General features: G+C 73.0%; 11 protein-coding genes and 1 pseudogene. 3 read left to right on the plus strand and 9 right to left on the minus strand.

All coding sequences use genetic code 11. The features are described from left to right. From ACFPZI_RS14065 to ACFPZI_RS14085, 5 genes and pseudogenes are all read right to left on the minus strand, one after another. Nucleotides 1-1,996: pseudogene (locus ACFPZI_RS14065) on the minus strand (hypothetical protein); the annotation flags it as partial. 195 nt (nucleotides 1,997-2,191) lie between these two features. After that, entirely contained in the window at nucleotides 2,192-2,350 is a 159-nt protein-coding gene (locus ACFPZI_RS14070) for a DUF6760 family protein (protein WP_215209509.1), read from the minus strand. Beyond that, a complete protein-coding gene (locus tag ACFPZI_RS14075) occupies nucleotides 2,347-2,865 on the minus strand; it encodes a hypothetical protein (protein WP_381363012.1) in 519 nt (172 codons plus the stop codon). The genes ACFPZI_RS14070 and ACFPZI_RS14075 overlap by 4 nt, the downstream gene beginning before the upstream one ends. Beyond that, nucleotides 2,865-3,308, minus strand: coding sequence for a phage tail protein (locus ACFPZI_RS14080; protein ID WP_065004200.1), 444 nt, complete (start codon nucleotides 3,306-3,308; stop codon nucleotides 2,865-2,867). The genes ACFPZI_RS14075 and ACFPZI_RS14080 overlap by 1 nt, the downstream gene beginning before the upstream one ends. 101 nt (nucleotides 3,309-3,409) lie before the next feature. Then, on the minus strand, nucleotides 3,410-4,996 hold the full coding sequence (locus tag ACFPZI_RS14085) for a phage tail sheath family protein (protein WP_381363015.1): 1,587 nt from the start codon (nucleotides 4,994-4,996) through the stop codon (nucleotides 3,410-3,412). A 219-nt stretch (nucleotides 4,997-5,215) separates the two neighbouring features. Between ACFPZI_RS14085 and ACFPZI_RS14090 the strand changes: the two genes are divergently transcribed. Together ACFPZI_RS14090 and ACFPZI_RS14095 are read left to right on the plus strand one after the other, a co-directional pair. Then, a complete protein-coding gene (locus ACFPZI_RS14090; protein WP_381363017.1) occupies nucleotides 5,216-6,823 on the plus strand; it encodes an eCIS core domain-containing protein in 1,608 nt (535 codons plus the stop codon). Between the two features lie 149 nt (nucleotides 6,824-6,972). Next, nucleotides 6,973-8,352: a ricin-type beta-trefoil lectin domain protein gene (locus tag ACFPZI_RS14095; protein ID WP_381363019.1), complete on the plus strand. Its 1,380-nt coding sequence runs from the start codon at nucleotides 6,973-6,975 to the stop codon at nucleotides 8,350-8,352. Nucleotides 8,353-8,428: 76 nt separating this feature from the next. Here the strand turns inward: ACFPZI_RS14095 and ACFPZI_RS14100 are convergent, their stop codons facing one another. The 3 genes from ACFPZI_RS14100 to ACFPZI_RS14110 all read right to left on the minus strand — a co-directional run bounded on the left by ACFPZI_RS14100 (nucleotide 8,429) and on the right by ACFPZI_RS14110 (nucleotide 12,155). Beyond that, nucleotides 8,429-10,666, minus strand: coding sequence for an AAA family ATPase (locus ACFPZI_RS14100; protein ID WP_381363020.1), 2,238 nt, complete (start codon nucleotides 10,664-10,666; stop codon nucleotides 8,429-8,431). Next, nucleotides 10,663-11,307, minus strand: coding sequence for a Pvc16 family protein (locus tag ACFPZI_RS14105; RefSeq protein ID WP_381363022.1), 645 nt, complete (start codon nucleotides 11,305-11,307; stop codon nucleotides 10,663-10,665). Before ACFPZI_RS14105 ends, ACFPZI_RS14100 begins: the two co-directional genes overlap by 4 nt. A gap of 164 nt (nucleotides 11,308-11,471) precedes the next feature. After that, on the minus strand, nucleotides 11,472-12,155 hold the full coding sequence (locus ACFPZI_RS14110) for a helix-turn-helix transcriptional regulator (protein WP_332429485.1): 684 nt from the start codon (nucleotides 12,153-12,155) through the stop codon (nucleotides 11,472-11,474). A gap of 513 nt (nucleotides 12,156-12,668) precedes the next feature. Here ACFPZI_RS14110 and ACFPZI_RS14115 point away from each other — a divergent pair. Continuing rightward, nucleotides 12,669-15,656 carry a helix-turn-helix transcriptional regulator gene (locus tag ACFPZI_RS14115; RefSeq protein WP_381363215.1) on the plus strand — a complete coding sequence of 996 codons (2,988 nt, stop codon included), beginning with the start codon at nucleotides 12,669-12,671 and terminating at the stop codon, nucleotides 15,654-15,656. Between the two features lie 260 nt (nucleotides 15,657-15,916). On the opposite strand, the gene ACFPZI_RS14120 is transcribed toward ACFPZI_RS14115, so the two are convergent. Then, a complete protein-coding gene (locus ACFPZI_RS14120; protein ID WP_381363023.1) occupies nucleotides 15,917-18,199 on the minus strand; it encodes a heterodisulfide reductase-related iron-sulfur binding cluster in 2,283 nt (760 codons plus the stop codon). Nucleotides 18,200-18,583 lie beyond the last annotated feature (384 nt).

Below are 18,583 nucleotides of genomic sequence, written 5' to 3' on the forward strand. Positions count from 1 at the left end.
GGGCGGTGGTCCCGGGGGCGGCTATTCCGGGTGTCGGAGCGGTGACAGGGGTGCCGGGTGCGGCGGGGGCGTCACCGATGGCGGCGACGGGGAGTGCGGGGATGGATGAGGCCGGGGTCGAAGTTCCGGAGCCCGCGCGGCGCTGCACGGTCGGAGCGGTGGCCCCGGGAGCGGCCGTTCCGGGTGCCGGGACGGTGGCCGGAGTGCCGGACGGTGAGGCGATGTGCGTGTTCCGGGCCCGCTGGACGAGGGGCGTCTCGGCGGTGGCGACGGACGGGGAGGATCCGGGCGTGGCCGTGGTCCCGGGGGATACGGGAACGGTCGTGTCCCGGTGCGCCGGTGACGACGACGGGACACGCCGGATCGGCGCGGCGGGTGCCATGGAGCCGGGCCGGGCGAGGCGCTGCACGGCGGCCACGGGGACGGTGGTCGGCGCGGACGCGGGTGTGCTGCCGCGGGCGCTCCCGGGCGGGCCGGCCGCCGGCCCGGTGGGGGTGGCCGGTGCGCGCTGCACCGTCGACGCTTCGGACGGCGCGGCCGGCGTCCCCGAAGGGCCGGTCGAGGGCGCTCCCGAGGACACGGCTGCCGGGCTCACGGCGCCGGACGGGGGAGGCGCGACGGAAGGCGTAGCGGCAGAGACCACGGGAGGCGCGAGGGCAGGCGCAACGGAAGCCGCCGGAGCGGGAGTTGTCGCGACGGGAGCCGCTGCGGCAGGAGCCGCCGTGCCGCCACCACCGTCTGCCGGCGCGGTGCCGGGCCGTCCGGGTCCTGGGCCGCCCGACGGCCCGGAGGCGTCGGGCTGTCGCGTGCTCGTGGCACCGCCGCCGGACCGGGCCGCCCGTCGCTGCACGGCGGGCGCGGTCTGTCGCAGGGGTACGGCCACGGGTGCGGGGCGGAGCCTCGGAGCCATCGGCGACAGCGCGGACGGCACGGCGGGAGCCAGTGCACGGGCCGGGGTCAGGGACCGCACCACGGGAGGCGCCGGGGTGGCAGGCGCCGGGGAGGAAACCGCTCGTGCCGGTGCCTGCTCCCCCGCCGCTCCCTCGGTGTCCCCGCGCGGTACGGACACCGGCGCCGGGTCGGGGCCGGGCGTACCGGACGCCGCTCGCACGGATGTGACGGTCCGTTGGACCGCAGGATCCGGCCCGCCGGGGCGGCCGGCGTCCTCGGCCACCCGAGGAACCGCCACTCCGGCCTGCGTACCGGAGGCCGTACCCGTACCGGAGTCCGCGCCGGCCCGACTACTGGTGGCCTGCGCACTCGGACCGGGCCGCACGGCCGCGCGCTGCACGGGGGCGGGGGCATCCGTGCCGGAGGCCGGGGAGGCCGGGGAGTTCGTGAGCGGGGCGGAACCCGGGGGCGGGGCCGTCACGGGCGCGCCGAGCAGCGGCCGGCGACGCGCGCCGGCGGGAGCGGCTCCCCCGGCGGCCGGGGCGGGGGAGGACGGCGGGGTGACCGCGGGAGCCGGTGAGGCGGCCGGGCGTGTACCGGAGCCGCCCCTGCCGGTGCCCCCGGCGACCGGCAGGGCACGCCGTTGGAGGGGCGCTGCCGTGGCCGTCGTCCGGGTCAGTGCCGCGGGCCGGTGGGCCGGGGCGGGGACGGGGACGGGGGTGACCGACGGCCCCGAAGGGCGGGTGACGGTGAGGGGCGCTGCCGCGCGCTGTACCGGCGGCGGCGCCGTGCCGTCGCCCGAGTGCCCGGCGCCGTGCTCGCCGTGCTTGCCGGGCTCCGGGCGCGTGGTCCGGGGAGCCGCGACCGGCAGGGAGAGCGAGGGCAGTTCGAGTCCCGGTGAGGGCTCCGCCGAGGCGGCGAGGACGCCTTGGACCAGCCCGCCGGGCGCCCCGTCGAGCACGGCGTGGGAGAGCGTGCCCATGAAGGCCGGGTTCTGCCAGGTGCTCAGCCGGCCACCGAACCCGGAGTCGGCGACGGGCCACGAGGGCCGGGCGGTGGCCCGCTGGATCGGCGGCAGCCCGGGCCAGGCGGCGGTCCGCACCACGGACGCGCCGCCGCCGTTGTCACCCGCTCCGGCAGATCCCGCGGACGCGAAGGACGCCCGCGAGGACGCCCCGGGGGCATCCTGCGCAGCACCCGTGGCAGGGGACGGCGTGGGCGTGTCGGCCGCGCTGGATGCGTCGGCCCGGCCCCGCCTCCCCGGCGCGTTCCGCAACCGGTCGAGGAATCCCATGCCGCGTCAGCCCTCCGCCGTGGCGCGGGTGACGAGCGAGGTGATCTGCTCCGTGTACCGGCGGCGGTCGCCGTGTTCGAGGTCCAGGATGTTCTCCAGGCTCCAGTGGAAGTGGTAGGCGATGTACGCGATCTCCTCGTGCAGCCGGTCGGTCGCGTACGTCACGATTCCCCCAGGCGGCTCCCGCCGAGTTCGACCTCGAACGGCTGCTCGCAGTGGGGACAGGTCACGCCGGCCCGGGTGTGGCCCTCGGCGTTGACCTGCCGGTAGAAGTCCTGGAGGAACGCCAGGTCGGAGGCGAACATGTTCTCCACCACCCCGTCGTGCACCATCGGCAGCGTGCCCAGCCGGGTGATCACCCGGCCGAGCAGGACCACCGACAAGTAGGCGGGGTTCTCCTGCACCCGGACGTCGCGCAGCGGGATCAGTTCGTCCCGTGCGGTCGCGAGCCGCATCACACCGTGCCGGTGCACGGTGCCGGAGTCGTCGACGTACCCGCGCGGCAGTTCGAACGGGAACTCGGTGCGCAGCACCTGACCGGCCGGGGCCGCTTCCGCGGGCGGCGCGGGCAGGGTCTGCTCCGGTCCCGCCGGGCTCTCCGCGACGGGCTCCCGGCCGGTTCCGGTCCCGGGACCGGAACCGGCCGGGACGGATCCCGGCCGGGCAGTGGTACGGCGCATTACTCGATGACCAGTTCTTCGAACGTGATGGTCACGGTCTCGGACAGGGCGGAGGCCTCACCGGCCTTCACCGTGCTGGTGTCGATCTTGCTGCACCACGCGTTGCGCATGTTGTACCGCTTGACCGGGTTGTTCTGGTAGTCCATCACCATGATGGTGGCGTTCTTGCGGGCCGTGGCCATCGCGCCGTTGACCGACTCGTTGATCCACTGGTTGAACGCCGCGGACTGGGTCATGCCGCGGACGACGGTGCAGGTGCCGGCCTTCTTCACACCCGGCATCTTCTTGGTGACGGGCTTGCCCTGGGCCGAGACCTGCTGGTACTCGATGACGTCCTGCTCGAGGCTGAGGCCGCTGACCTCGGCGAGGTACTCGACCATCACACCGTCGATCTGGAGGCCGAAATTGTGTGACGTAAGGGCGTCACCCGGCTGCAGACTCATTTATCTTTCTTTCCTTCTGACCTTGAGCGGCCCGCCCGCGGCGTGAGCCGAGAGCGGGACCGGGGGATGGGAGGGCGGAGAACGCGGGGGGAGACCTCCCCCTACTCCTCCAGCTCCCCGCTTCCGCTGGAGAACTGGGCCAAGCGGAAGATCACGAACTCGGCCGGCTTGACCGGCGCGATGCCGATCTCGCAGATGACCCGGCCGAGGTCGACCGACTCCTGCGGGTTGGTCTCCTCGTCACATTTGACGTAGTACGCCTCCTCCGGCCGGGCGCCGAAGAGGGCGCCCGAGCGCCACTCGTTGACGAGGAAGGCGGAGACGTTGCGCCGGATCCTGGCCCACAGCTGGTGGTCGTTGGGCTCGAACACCACCCACTGGGTGCCGATCAGGATCGACTCCTCCAGGTAGTTGAAGTACCGGCGGACGTTCAGGTAGCGCCAGGCCGGGTCCGAGGACATGGTGCGGGCGCCCCAGACGCGGATGCCGCGGCCGGGGAAGGCGCGGATGCAGTTGACGCCGACCGGGTTGAGCAGGTCCTGCTCGCCGCGGGTGATCTGGATCTCCAGGTCGACGGCGCCGCGCACCACCTCGTTGGCGGGCGCCTTGTGCACACCGCGCTCGAAGTCGTTGCGGGCCCAGATGCCGGCGATGTGGCCGCTCGGCGGGACGGTCCTGGTCTGGCCGCTCGCCGGGTCGAAGACCTTGACCCACGGGTAGTAGAGGGCGGCGTACTTGGAGTCGTAGCCGGCGGTCTCCTGGCGCCACACGCGGATGTCGCGGGCGTTCATGTTGGGGGGCGGGTCGATGACGGCGACCCGGTCGCCCATCAGCTCGCAGTGCGCGATCAGGCCGAGCTGGACGGCCTTGACGGCCTCCAGGTCGATGGCACCGCGCTGGTAGGCGGCCATCAGGTCGGGAACGGCGACCATGGAGATCTCGTCCACGGCCTCGAGGCCGCCGAAGCCGGTACGGTCCGCCGAGTCGCCGAGGTACTGGGCCGGGCCGGGGTGGCCCCCGGTGGCGTCGGCGACGGCGGCGGCCGGGGCGGCGGGCGCGGCGGCCGGGGCGACGAGGGCCACGGTCTGGTTCTCCGGGCGCACGAGCTGCGCGGCGGGCGTCGCCTCCTGCACCGCGATGAGCTTGGAGCGCTCCTTCACCTGTGTGACGACGTAGTTGCGGCCGCCCTTCTTGGCGGTCACGTCGAAGGACTCGACGGCCTTGCCGCCGTCCTTGACGACGAGCTTGAACCGCTCGGCGGGACCCTCGCCCTCGGGGTCGGAGACCTCGACGCTGAGCGGGCCAAAACCCGCGGCCACAGCGGTCACGGTGAACGTGCCGAGCTGCTGGGGCGCCCCGGCGGGCAGCGCGGCCGGCGCGGCCGAACCGGTCACCTCGGCGGGGGCGCCGGACGTCTCACCGGCGGCACCGCCGACGCGGACCACGTAGGCGGCGCTGCCGCCGTTGTTGAAGAAGCCGTAGACGGAGTGCGCCAGGTAGTACCCGTCGGTGAAGGCACCGAAGGCGGCGACGAACTGTGTCCAGTTGGTCACCAGGGTCGGCGTGTTCAGCGGACCGGATGGTGCGAGCCCGACGAAGGCCGCGACCGACGTTCCCACCCCCTCGATGGGGCGCGAGCCGCTGGCCACCTCCTCGACGTAGACGCCCGGCGACAGGTAGGACGGCATGCTCTGCTCTCCTCGGGGTACGAGTCAGGTCTACGCTCACCCTCGCGCGCGCAGTGCGTTGTTCGAAACGTTCCCGAGGGCCGTGCCGGGGGCACGATGGTTGCCCGGAGGGGCAACCCGCGGCGGTGCCCACATGACTGCCCCCGAGTGCCTTACGATGCCCGCCGGCTTCGGGTACGTATGGGAACCCCATGCATCCGCCCACGATGGAGACTGCCCATGCGCGCACAGGAAGCCAGGAGCGACAGGACCGCGGAAGGGAGCGGCAGGCGTCAAGGGGCTGCCCCCTTCGTGTTCGCGCACCGTGTACTGGAGCTCCAGCGCTCGGCGGGCAACGCGGCGGTGAGCCGCGCCGTCGAGGAGGAGCGCCACCGGCACGACGCGAGCTGCGGCCACCTGCCCACCGAGACGGCTTCCCCTTCGGTGCAGCGGTCGGCGGTGCACCAGGTGCTGCGTGCTCCGGGCCGGTCCCTGGACGCCCCCCTGCGGACGGAGATGGAGGCCAGGCTCGGCGCGGACTTCAACGATGTGCGCCTCCACACGGACGCCGTGGCCCAGCGTTCTGCGGCGGAGGTCGGGGCCCGCGCGTACACCTCGGGCAGTCATGTGGTGATCGGCCGGGACGGCGCGGACAAGCACACTCTCGCGCACGAGCTGACGCACGTCATCCAGCAGCGCCGGGGACCGGTCGCCGGCAGCGACAACGGCAGCGGACTGAAGGTCAGCGATCCCGGCGACCGCTTCGAGCGGGAGGCCGAGGCGAACGCCCGCCGGGTGATGAGCGGCGCGGCCCCGGTGCAGCGTGCCCCCGGGCCCGCCGAGGTGCACCCGTCCGGCGCTGAGGGCGCACACGGCCTCCAGCGGGTCGTGGACACCGGTGTGCCGGACGTGCAGCGGGCCATTGACACGGAGGAGGCCGCCCCCGCGTCCGGGTTCCAGCAGATCCAGGAAACGGGCGCCAATGACCGGGACGTGACCCTGCGCATGCTGGACCGGATGTCCCGCATCGCGCTGCAGACCGTCATCGACACCAACAGCGCTTTCCGCGACAGGAAGGGGAAGAACGTGGCCCGTGGCGCGAAGAAGATCACCCCCCACCTGGCCGTCTCGCTCCTGCCCGACGGTTCCCTCGCCATCGCGGGGAACACCGGTGACAAGAAGGTGACCGACAACGACAAAAGGGTGGTCGAGGAGGAACTGCAGCGGTACATCGACCGGTCCGACGAGGTGAAGAACGCGAAGGCCGCGGAGCAGGGCCGGAATGCCGACCTGCGTGCCAACAGGGACCGGGTCAAGTTCCGGGCCCAGATCAGCGGTGACTACGCCAAGCGGCACAGCGGGGCCGAGGGCCTGCTCGCCATCACCGAGGCCCTGAGGAAGCCGATCAAGTGGTTCGCGGTCGGCGGAGCAGCGGAGAAGGGGACCTCCCGGCACGGTGAGATGACCGTGCTGGGCCAGCACGTCGAACACTGGCTGGAGAACCCGGCAGAAGACTCTTCCACCCCCAGGAAGGTCAGCATGGGTGGCGTCAAGAAGGCGTGCAGCGGCTGCCATTGGGCCTTCGAAGCCGTCAACGAGCACCTCGGCCGGCCCAACGGGTACGAGGTCGAGGCCGCCGGCACCCACGACCAGTTCTTCCCGGGCTGGGTGATGCCGGAGTGGATGCGGGACCACCCCGAGGTGGTGGAGGGCGTCAGGAGGAGGGCCGCGGAGAAAGAAGTGACCCTGGACCAGGACTGGGTCCTCAGGGGGAAGATGTCGGAGGCGCCGAATGGCGGCCACGACCCGGCCGTATCGGAATCCGAGTGGGCGTCGGGCGATGAGTAGGCCGTGGGGGAGGGCGCGGGCCCGGCCGGGGCGGCTGCGCCCCGGGGATGCGTGCCGCCACCGGACCGGGCAACCGGGTGCCTGTCCGGGCAGCCGACCCTGCCCCCGAGGCTCCTGACCTCTCAGGGAGTGTCCCGTAGCGTCGCTGTGTGACCCTTTGGACTTCTCTTGAGCCGGCGTCGACGACGGTGGATCCCGGTGGTAGTGCGACGGTGCGGTTGCGGGTGCGCAATACCGGTGACGTGGTGGACGAGTACCGGTTCGAGCCGGTGGGTGATCTTGCGCCGTGGGCGCGGGTGGAGCCTGTGTCGTTGCGGTTGTTTCCGGGGACGACGGGGACGGTGGAGGTGTCGTTCGCTCCGCCGCGTACGTCGGACGCGGCGGCGGGTCCGCATCCGTATGCGGTGCGGATCTCGCCGACGGAGCATCCGGAGGCGACGGTTGTTCCCGAGGGGAATGTGACGGTGACGCCGTTCACGGAGGTGCGGGCGGAGTTGGTTCCGCCGGTGGTGAAGGGGCGGTTGCGGGGGCGTCCGAGGCTGGCGGTGGACAATCTCGGTAATACGAGGGTGACGGCGTCGCTCAGTGGGAGTGACAACGGTGATCAGTTGTCGTTCGATCTGGATCCGGGCAATGTGCAGATCGAGCCGGGTCGTGCGGTGTTCGTCAAGGCGCGGTTGAAGCCGCGGGAGATCATCTGGTTCGGTTCGAAGCAGGAGCGTCCGTATGCGCTGGTGGTGCAGCGTTCGGGGGTGGATCCGCAGAGTGTGGACGGTACGTTCGTCCAGCGCGGCTTTCTTCCCGGGTGGCTGGCCACGGTGCTGGGTATGACGCTGGCGCTGACGATCGCGTTCGTGGTGATCTGGCTGTCCTACAAGCCCGAGGTCCGCTCCCTGGCCACCGAACAGGTGGCGGAGGCCGACGTGGGCAGAATTCCCGCTCCGAGCCCCGCTCTGTCCGCGCCGGCCGTCGTGACGCCCGCCGAACCGTCGGCGGAGGCGCAGGTGCCCGAGCAGGAGAAGCCCGAGGGCACCGGGGACTCCGACGGCGCGGACTCCGAGGAGAAGGAGAAGCCGGAGACCGACGGCGGCGGGGGCGGCCAGGACGATGCCGGGCAAGAGGTCGAACTGGTCGGTGACCTCATCATGGGCGTGGGCTCCGAGCGATGCGTCACCGTTCCGCTGAAGAAGGGCGTGGCGCAGGACGGCACCGGTCTGGAACTGCGGGACTGCGAAGCCGATGCCCCCAACCAGCGGTGGGACATCCAGGCCGACGGCACCGTCCGCTCCATGGACATGTGCATGGACGTGGCCTGGGGCTCGGTGGACGACGGCGCTCTGATCCAGCTCGCCCGGTGCAGCGGCAACCTCGCCCAGCAGTTCGCGATGAACCAAAATCGCGAACTGGTCAACCCGCAGGCGAACAAGTGCGTCGACGCCTATCAACGCAGGACCCTCAACGGTACGAAGCTGGTGCTGTGGCCGTGCATGGACTGGGACAATCAGAAATGGCTCACGAAGACGGGCTGACCGGTCCCTACCAGGCCGCCCTCGTCGGGAAGGCCCGGCCGCGGCCGGGCCGGCGGGGCGGACGGTGCGCCTTCCGTCACCAGGTGCCCTCGCCCGGCACCAGCCGTCCCGCCTTGCGGTACTCCCGGCGCGCGCCCTCCAGCAGGTCGGCCGTGGTGACCCGCCCGTCCCGGTCCGCGGCCGCGTACGCGGCGGTGACCACGGCGCTGCGGATGGAACCACCGGCCAGGTCGAAGTCCCGCGCCACCCGGTGCGGGTCGATGCCGTCCGCGCACGGCACGTGGGAGAGGCTGTGCCGCCACAGCGCGAACCGCTGACCGGCGTCCGGGAACGGGAAGTCGACCACCAGGTCCAGCCGTCGGGTGAACGCCTCGTCGATGTTCGCCCGCAGATTGGTGGTGAGCAGCGCGATGCCGTCGAAGGACTCCAGGCGCTGCAGCAGATACGCGCTCTCCATGTTGGCGTACCGGTCGTGCGAGTCCTTGACCTCGGACCGCTTGCCGAACACGGCGTCCGCCTCGTCGAAGAGCAGGACGGCGTCGGTGCGGTCCGCCTCGGAGAAGATGCGCTCCAGGTTCTTCTCGGTCTCGCCGACGTACTTGTCCACGACCGAGGACAACCGCACGACGTACATGTCCAGCCCCAGTTCGGCGGCGACGACCTCGGCGGACAGCGTCTTGCCCGTGCCGGACTCGCCGGCGAACAGTCCCAGCACGCCCCGGCCCCGGCCGCCGCCGGCACTGAGCCGCCAGTCGCCGAGCACCCGGTCGCGGTGCCGGGCCCGCTGGGCCAACTCCCGCAGCCGCGTCAGCGGAGCCTCGGGCAGCACCAGGTCGCTCCAGTCCACCGCCGGCCGGATCCGCCGGGCATGCCGCTCCAGCCCCGAGGCCGACTGCTGGCGCGCGGCGAGCCTGAGGTGGTCGGCGGTGAGCGCGGTGCCGTCGAACGCGGCGAGGCCCCGTGCGGCCCGTGCGGCCCGCAGCACCCGGTCCGCGCTCAGGTGGTACGGGGCCACGGTGGCGGCGAGGTCGAAGCCGAGGGAGCCGCCGGGTCCGGCGGGGGTGCTGAGGGCGGGGGGCCCGGCCGGATCGGGGGGCCCGGCAGAAGCGGAGGGACCGGCGGGGTCGGGGGGCCCGGCAGAGGCGAGGGGACCGGCAGGATCGGGGGGGCCGGCAGAGGCGGGGGGCCCGGCGGGGTCTGGGGGACCCGCCGGTGTGCCCGTACGGACGTCCGGGTCTGCCCCGGCGTGCAGTGCCGCCGACCAGGTGTCCACGGCGCCGGCGCCCAGCCGGGGGGCGTCCAGGACGAGGGGGTCGTGGTCGCACCACTCCGGGTCGTACGGCCGGGAGCCGGTGAACACCACGGGCACATCGGGCACCGACAGTGCCCGCACCAGTGCCCCGGGATCGTCCGGAAGCGGGGACACGACCACGGCGCGGTCCCGCAGCCGGGCCTCGCGCAGCAGAGCGCCCAGCGGTTCCTCGGCGTGCGGCCCCTGGGGGGAGTAGTGCAGGGCGCCGCCGGGAAGGGCCCGCGCGGCGTGGACCAGGCCCTCGCCGTCGCGGTGCTCGCGCAGGTAGACGGTGAGCGGCGCGGCGGCCAGTCGTGCGGCGAGCCGCCCGGCGAACGTGTCGCCGCCGGACCCGTCCGCGGTGGCCGGCACGGTGAGCGGGCGCACCCGCCCGGCGAGGGACGGATCCGGGGTGTCGTCGCCGAGGAGGTGGGCGAGCAGGCGGCCCGGGACCCGCAGCGACCGGCTGAGGAACGGGCGCTCCGGCTCGTCGACGCCGAGCAGGGCCAGGGACCGCAGGGGTGCCGAGGAGTGGAAGACGGCGCGGACCTCGGGCCGGTGCACGGGGGCGCCGCACAGGTCCAGGGCGAGTCCGACGGTGGCGCGGCGGCGGCCGACGTCGTCGTTGAGGTAGCCGTAGAGAGGCTCGAAGGAGCGGTCCAGGTCGGGGGCGAGTGCCACGAGCAGCACCGACACCTCCAGCGGACGCAGGCCGAGCCGCCGCGCGAGCGGCCCGAGCCGGTCGCCGGGGAGTTCGCCGCCGTCGCCCTCAGGGCCGCCGAGGCCGCCGAGGCCGCCGGAGTCGCCGGAGTCGTCGTATGCGTCAGGTGCGGCGGGGGGCAGGTGGGGGGAGGTGCGGAGGTGGTGCCGGACGGCTTCCTCGGACAGGTAGAGGCCGCGGAGCGGGTCGTCGGCGGTCGGGTCACCGGCCGCGCGGTGCTCGACCAGCAGGGCGACGCGTTCCCGGAGCCGTAGGACGTGCTCCAGGAGTGCCTCGGCCGGGTCGTGGTCGTAGCTGTTCAACGGTGCCGCTTCCCCCGCTCGATGTGGTGCGGGCGGTGGCTGCGCTCGGGCGAGTCGTCCAGGGTGCCGTCGACCGCGCGGACCCGTACGGCCGCGCCCTGGGTGACCGGCGGGCCGGCGTCGTACTCCGGGAAGGCCGGGAACGGGGCGACCACCACCAGGTCGAGCGACGGCTTGAGTTCACCGCCGAGCGCGGACCAGATCTCGGCGAGGGACCGTGACTCGGTCTGGGTGCCGGCCACCGTCAGCGGTATCGAAAGCCCCAACGCGCCAAGGGCGCCGGGAAGTTCGGCGGGCGGCAGGATTTCGCGGGGCAGCAGGGTGGCCAGCACGGCGGACAGCAGGCGGTGTTCGTCCTGCGGCTGCTTGGTCCAGGCGGTGACCAGGTACGACAGCCGGAACCAGCGCGGCGGTTGGCGGCGCCGCACCACCTGGCCGCGGTCGTCGGTGACCGCGACCGTGCCGCGTTCGCGCCGCGCGACCTCCTCACGGATGTCGTAGAGGTAGGCGTTGATGGCGGGCGCGTTGCGGCGGGCCGCCCAGTCCCGGGTCGGGGCGTCCAGCGACACCTCGATGCCGGAGCCGGCCAGGGCCCCGCCTTCGAGGAGCCTCTTCAGGACCTCGTCCACCTCGTGGATCACCGTCGTACTCCTGCTCTGCCGTTCCGCGGCTCTCCGGCTGCCGGGCCCGCCGGGCCGCCGAGCTCTACCGATCCTGCCCGCGGGCGCGCCGTGCCGTGGACGCTCCGGTACGGGGCCGGGGCACGGGGGCCTGCCCGAGGGGGGCAACTCGATTGCCCGTTCGGTCAGATGTAGCCTTCCCGAAGGGCGTACGCGACGGCGTGCGCACGGTTGCGGAGGTGCAACCGGGTGGTGAGTCCGTGCAACACGTTCTTGACCGTGCGTTCGGAGTAAGAGAGTTTGCCGGCGATTTCTCCGGTGTCCAGTCCTTCGGAGACGAGCCTCAGGACATCGACCTCACGGGCCGTCAGCCCGGCGGCAGCGCCTCCGGGGTGGCCCGCGGAGGCGCGGTGCAGCGTGCCCACCTGGTTGATCAGCCGGCCCAGCAGGTCCGCGGGCAGGTCCCCGTCGCCCCGGGAGGCCGCCACGACAGCCCGCACCATCCGGTGCGCGGTGGCCTCGTGGCGCCAGACGATGGCACCGACCCCGCATTCGACCACGTCGAGGAGTTCGGTCTCCCGGATCGCGCCGACCACGAGCACGGCCCGGCTGCCGTCGCTGCGCACGAGTTTGCGCATACGGGTCAACAGGCCCTCGTCCAGATGGTCGTTGATCAGGAGGGCCACGGTGCCCGGACCGTTACGCCCGTCGTCCACCAGATCGATCACCGGGTGTCTGCGGAGTTCACTGACCGCTCCGGCCCGTGAGATGGGGTCCGGTGCGTCGACCACCACCGGAATCCGGGGTTCCTGCTCGGCCGCCTGGGCGGCCTCCGCGGTGCCGTACGAGCTGCGCAACCGAATCCCCATGCCCGAGTTCCGGGCACTGCTGGGGCGCCCGGGTCCGATGTTCCGGTTCCACATTCCTGTGCGGGGTGGGATGCGGGCAATCGTGGAGAACCACGAGACGGACCACGAGATCACGCACGCCGGTTACCGGCCGGGCCCCTGTCGCGTACGCCTCGGCCGTGCTGTGTGCGGGGGCCGGGAGGCATGTCCCGGCTCTGCGGGAATGCAACACGACCCGGCGCCCCACGTCCATACCTTTACCCGTGATTCACTCCCCCATCCTTGCTTCGTGCCCCAAGAGGCCACATTGCCAAGGCTCTTGGGGCATCCGCCGGACCGATTCCCGCGTCCTCCCCGGTGGGGGGCGGCGCGCCTTCCTCGCCCGTCTTCCCGCCCACCGCCCGCTCGTTCGGGTGGGCCCTGGTCGTCCGCCCCCTGCCCGTCCGTCCGCCCCCCTGCCTGCCCGTTCATCGATCACGACCCGCCCGTTCACCGACCATGACCCGCCCGGCTCAGGAGGAATCGTTGTCCCCAGTGGAATCCCTCAGCGAACGGGGTGACGCCCTGCGGCTGCTGGCCGCGTCGGCCGAACGCGCCTGTGGGGGATCCGGTCGTCTGGTCCTGCTGCGCGGAGCCACCGGCACCGGCCGCACCGCGCTCCTGGAGGCCGCCGCCGAGCAGGCGACGGCCCTGGGGATGCGGGTGCTGCGCACGCGCTGCACCCCGGAGGACACCGGGACCCACTGGGCCACCGTCCGTCAACTCCTCTGTGACGGAATGGACTTGACCGACGATGTCCTGGCCGGGTGCGGGGAGGCGGGGCCGGGGGACCCCGGCGCCGCAGAGCCCGCCACCGCAGACCCGCGCGCGTACACCGCCCGGCTGTGGCGGCTGTTGCGGCGGCAGGCGGACCGCGCTCCGCTGTTCGTGGCGATCGACGACGTGCACGCCGCCGACCCGTCCTCGCGCCGCTGGCTGACCGAGGTGGCCCGGCGCCTCGACCGGCTGCCGGTGCTCCTGGTGGTCACCGAGCGCTGCCAGTACGACATCGACCCGCCCGGCGCCGGTCTCGCCCACGCGCTCCCGCCCGACCTCGTGCGCACCCACACCCTCGCCCCGCTGAGCGCCGGCACGGCCGCGGAACTGGTCCGCGCCGCCTTCCCGGGAGCCGGGCCCGGCCGGGTGGCCGACTGCGTACGGGCCGGCGCGGGCAACCCGCTGCTGCTGCGCGCCCTGCTGGACGACCTGGCGTCCGGGGGCGCGGCCGGCGAACCCGCCCCGCCCGCGGAACTGCCGGACACCTGCGCCGCCCTGTACCCGGGCGGATACCCGGACGCCGTCTCCTGGTGGCTGGCCAGTGCCGGCGGCGCGACGTCCGCGGTCGCCCGCGCCCTGGCCGTACTGGAGAACGGGGGAGCGTGGGCGGTCCCCGGTGCGCAGGCCATCCCGGACGCCCGCGTCACCGCGGAGACCGGGGCGCGTGCCACGCGGGCCCCGTCCGCGGGGGACGGGGCGCCGGCGGCGGACGGCGGGACGCTCGTGAGCGGCGGGTGGCCGGTGGCCTGCGCCGCCGAACGCCACGAGGTCCAGGCCCAAGTCATCGCCAGGATGGCCCAGGTGGACGCGGCCCGCGTCGCGGGCTGGCTCACCGCGATGACCCGCCTGGGACTGCTGCGCCAGGACGCGGACGGACTGCCCCGGTACGCGCATCCGCTGCTGCGCGACGCGGTGCTGAGCGGCTGGACGAGCGGCCGGCGCAGGGCGGCCCACCGCACCGCCGCCGAGGAGCTGATGCGCCGGGGCGCCGACGTCGCCGTGGTGGCCGGGCACCTGGCGCACGCCTCCGTGGTGGCCGAGCCGTGGGCCGTCGACGTACTGGTCCAGGCGGCGGTCGCCGAGGTCGGCGCCGGCCGCGCACGAGCCGCTGTGGCGTTCCTGCGGCGCGCCCTGGATGAGCCGATGGCGCCCGGCCGCCGGGCCACCGTCCTCATCCAACTGGGTTCCCTGGAGTGCGCCGAGCACCCGTCCGGCGGCATCACCCGGCTCACGGAGGCCGTACGGCTCCCGGGCAGCTCCCGGGACCTGGTACGGGCGATGGTGGCCCTGGCCACGGCGCTCTCCCGCAGCGGTGAGACCCCGGCGGCGCTCCGCGTGCTCCGCACGGAGGAGGCCCGGCTGACGGACCACCCGGACCTGGTCCGCACGCTGCGCGCCGTCGCCGTACTGATCTCGGACCACGAACTGGGTGCCCTGCGGGAGGAGTACCGGCGGCGGCGCGGGCCGGACGGGGACACCCCGGACCTGCTCGACACGGCCCACCGGGCACTGATCGTGCGGTACGAGGCGACGGCCGGCCTGGTCTCCTCCCAGGACGCGATGGCCCGGATCCGCGGACTGCTCGAGGAGCCGGCCGATTCGTTCGCCGAACCGTTCCTGCTCTGCACGGCCGCCGCCGTGGCCCAGTGGGCCGACGAGCTCGACGAGGCCGAACGCCTGGTGCGGCGCGCACTGGACACGCTGGGATCCTTCCTGCTGCACCCCATGCACCATGTCCTGCTCGACGTGCGGGTGGAACTCGCGGCGGCCCGCGCGGACTTTGCCACCGTGCTCGCCGACCCGGGGGCCCGGCAGCCCGTGACCGGGCAGTCCGGCCCCGGGCCGACCAGCGCGCACACACAGGCCGTGATCGCGCTGGTGGAGACGGGCCGGCTGGAGGAAGCGGCCCGCCTCGTGGACGGGTTCGACCTGCGGACGGCACAGGACTCCTGGAGAACCCACCGCTTCCTGTACGCGCGGGGGGTGCTGCGCGCCGCCGCCGGGGACCCGGCGGCGGCCCTGGACGATTTCCTGGAGTGCGGGCGGCGCCAGGCGGCCCGCGAGACGGCCAGGTCCGTGGTCGCCCCCTGGCGCATCGGCGCCGCCGAGTGCCGGCTGGCGCTGGGCCGGCCGCGCGAGGCGCTGGCCCTCGCCGAGGAGGAACTGCGGCTCGCCGAGGTGTGGCACACCCCGCGTGTCCTGGGCCGGGCGCTGCGCGTGCTGGGTGAGGCGACCGGCGGCCGGCGCGGGCTGGAACTCACCGGCCGTGCGGTCGAGGTCCTGCGCGAGGGGCCGGTCGGTACGGAGCTGATCTCGGCCCTGGTCTCCCACGGCCGCCGGCTGGCCGCCTCGGGGGAGCGCTTCCACGCCCGGGAGCCGCTGCGCGAGGCGGTGGAGCGCGCCGAACGTCTCGGCGCGGTCCGGCTGCGCACCGTCGCCGAGGGGCTGCTCCACGAGGGCGGTGCCCGGCGCGCGGGCGCCCCGCGGACCGGCCCCGCCGCGCTCACCGACAGCGAGCGCCGCATCGCCGGCCTCGCCGCCGAGGGCCGGACGAACGGGGAGATAGCCACTCTGCTCCACCTCGCCCGGCGCACGGTGGAGACCCACCTGACGGCCGCCTACCGAAAACTCGGCATCCGCCGCCGCACCGAACTTCCAACGGTCCTGCCTCCCGTCCCGCCCGGCGCACCGGCCGGGGCAGGCTGACCCCGCCGCCGGGCCTGCCGTCTCTGCCGCCCCCGCCGTCTCTGCCGTCCCTCGCCGTCCCTGCCGGGCTTGTCGAGTCTGCCGGACCTGCGGGCCTGCCGGGTCGAACGCTTCCCAGGAGGACACGGAGCCCGTGGCGCCCGTGGCGCCCGCGGTGCACGACAGCGCCCGCGGTGCACGACAGCGCCCGCGGTGCACGACAGCGCCCCGTCACCGGCCGGAGCCGGGACGGGGCGCTGGAAGCGGGGCGGCCGGGCCGGTTACTTCACCGGCTCGGGCTCCGGGGCGTTCTCGCTCTCCGCCTCACCGGCGGGGTCGAGCGGCGTCTTGACGGACTCCAGCAGGAGCTGGGCGACGTCCACGATCTGGATGGATTCCTTCGCCTTGCCGTCGTTCTTCTTGCCGTTGACCGAGTCGGTCAGCATGACCAGGCAGAACGGGCAGGCGGTGGAGATGATGTCGGGGTTCAGGGCGAGGGCCTCGTCGACGCGTTCGTCGTTGACGCGCTTGCCGATCCGCTCCTCCATCCACATCCGCGCGCCGCCGGCGCCGCAGCAGAAGCCGCGCTCCTTGTGGCGGTGCATCTCCTCGTTGCGCAGGCCCGGGACGTTGGCGATGATCTCGCGCGGAGGCGTGTAGATCTTGTTGTGCCGGCCCAGGTAGCACGGGTCGTGGTAGGTGATGAGGCCCTCGACCGGGGTGACCGGGATCAGCTTGCCCTCGTCGATGAGGTGCTGGAGCAGCTGGGTGTGGTGGATGACCTCGTAGTCGCCGCCGAGCTGCGGGTACTCGTTGCCGAGGGTGTTGAGGCAGTGCGGGCAGGTGGCGACGATCTTCTTCGCCGACTGGGGCTTCCGCGACTGGTCGGTGACGTTGCCCTCGTCGTCCGTCTCCTCGCCGAAGGCCGTGTTCAGCGACATGACGTTCTCCATGCCGAGCTCCTGGAACAGGGGCTCGTTGCCGAGGCGGCGGGCGGAGTCACCGGTGCACTTCTCGTCGCCGCCCATGATCGCGAACGTGACGCCCGCGATGTGCAGCAGCTCGGCGAAGGCCTTGGTGGTCTTCTTGGCGCGGTCCTCGAGGGCGCCGGCGCAGCCGACCCAGTACAGGTACTCGACCTCGGACAGGTCCTCGATGTCCCTGCCGACGACCGGGATCTCGAAGTCGACCTCCTTGGTCCACTGAAGGCGCTGCTTCTTGGCCAGACCCCAGGGGTTGCCCTTCTTCTCCAGGTTCTTGAGCATCGTGCCCGCCTCGGACGGGAAGGAGCTCTCGATCATCACCTGGTAGCGGCGCATGTCGACGATGTGGTCGACGTGCTCGATGTCGACCGGGCACTGCTCGACGCAGGCGCCGCAGGTGGTGCAGGACCACAGGACGTCCGGGTCGATGACGCCGCCCTCTTCGAGGGTGCCGATCAGCGGGCGCTCGGCCTCGGCCAGCGCGGCGGCGGGCACGTCCTTCAGCGCCTCGGCCGATGCCTTCTCCTCGCCCTCCATGGTCTTGCCGCCGCCGGCCAGCAGGTAGGGGGCCTTGGCGTGCGCGTGGTCGCGCAGCGACATGATCAGCAGTTTGGGGGAGAGCGGCTTGCCGGTGTTCCAGGCGGGGCACTGCGACTGGCAGCGCCCGCACTCGGTGCAGGTGGAGAAGTCCAGCAGGCCCTTCCAGGAGAACTGCTCGACCTGGGAGACGCCGAAGACGTCGTCGTCACCGGGGTCGGTGAAGTCGATCGGCTTGCCGCCCGACGTCATCGGCTGCAGCGCGCCGAGGGCGACGCCGCCGTCGGCCTCGCGCTTGAACCAGATGTTCGGGAAGGCGAGGAAGCGGTGCCAGGCCACACCCATGTTGGTGTTGAGCGAGACCACGATCATCCACACGAACGAGGTCCCGATCTTGATCGTGGCGACCAGGTAGACCAGGTTCTGCAGCGTGTTGACGTCGAGGTTCTTGAAGGCGAGCACCAGCGGGTACGAGGCGAAGTACGCCGCCTGGTAGCCGTCCACGTGGTGCAGGGCGCCCTCGAGGCCGCGCAGCACGTAGATGGCGAGGCCGATGGTGAGGATGACGTACTCGACGAAGTACGCCTGACCCGACTTGGAGCCGGCGAAGCGGGACTTGCGGCCGGGACGCGACGGCAGGCTCAGCAGGCGGATGACGATGAGCACGGCGATGCCGAGTACGGTCATCACGCCGATGAACTCGATGTACATCTCGAACGGCAGGAAGCCGCCGATGACCGGCAGCACCCAGTCGGCCCGGAAGAGCTGGCCGAACGCCTGGGCGAGGGTCGGCGGCAGCGTCAGGAAGCCGACGGCCACGAACCAGTGGGCGATGCCGACGACACCCCACCGGTTCATGCGCGTGTGGCCGAGGAACTCCCGCACCAGGGTCACACTGCGCTGGTAGGGATTGTCGGTCCGGGTGCCGGCCGGGACCGGCTGGCCCAGCTTGAAGTACCGGACGAACTGGCCGATCGCGCGCGCGAGCAGGGCAGCGCCGACCACGGCCAGGACCAGCGACACGATGATCGCGGCGAGTTGCATGGGGGCTCCTCGGGCCTGCGAGGGTTGCGTCGGGGGCCCCTGCCACGGGATTCCCGACATTACTAAGCGGTAACTTATGCGGTCTGTCTGAGACTACCCCCAACCCCAACCGCACTGTAGTCGGGTGCGGGGTGATCTGAATCGCTGAGGCTTGCCTTGGAAGGCGCCCCCGGTGCGGCCGCGTGACGACTGCCAAAACGGGGCATACGCCACTAACTTATATCTGTGACGCACACTTGTATCCGTATGCCGCTGTCCTGATGCCACCGTCCTGGCGGCCCGCGGGTGCCTCCGCGCGGTGCCTCGGCGGTCTTCGCGGGAGGCTTTCGCGCGCCACCGCGTGCCGTTGCCGCCCTTGCCGCGTTATCGCTGATGCCGTCACCG

This window comes from Streptomyces chlorus, from assembly GCF_042655885.1.
Lineage (GTDB): Bacteria > Actinomycetota > Actinomycetes > Streptomycetales > Streptomycetaceae > Streptomyces > Streptomyces chlorus.